The sequence below is a fragment of the Psychrobacter sp. TB55-MNA-CIBAN-0194 genome (assembly GCF_040309505.1).
GTDB lineage: Bacteria > Pseudomonadota > Gammaproteobacteria > Pseudomonadales > Moraxellaceae > Psychrobacter > Psychrobacter fozii.
Genome location: NZ_JBEOOW010000605.1, coordinates 1 through 249 on the forward strand (window position 1 = coordinate 1; position 249 = coordinate 249).

The following is a 249-nucleotide window of genomic DNA, read 5'->3' on the forward strand; positions in this document are numbered from 1 at the left end:
ATACCTGAGTGAACCATACCACCAAAACCAGCTTGGTTAGCCTGTGCCTGAGCTAACAAAATAGCGGCTTCGTGACCAAAATTACCACCGCCACCGCCATATTCTTCAGGCATTGACGCACATAAAAAGCCCATATCGCCAGCCTCGTGCCAAGCTTCACGGTCTATCATGCCGTTTTCTCGCCACTGCTCATCTTTATCCTTCCAACTTTGAAACATCTTCAAAGCACTGTCATACACCATGCTATGT

1 protein-coding gene is annotated in these 249 nt (G+C 47.4%); it reads right to left on the reverse strand.

The genetic code is table 11. From position 1 onward, the window contains the following. Window positions 1-249 (reverse strand): acyl-CoA dehydrogenase family protein (locus AAEY75_RS16450; protein ID WP_502944454.1); only part of this gene is annotated, 249 nt, incomplete at both ends.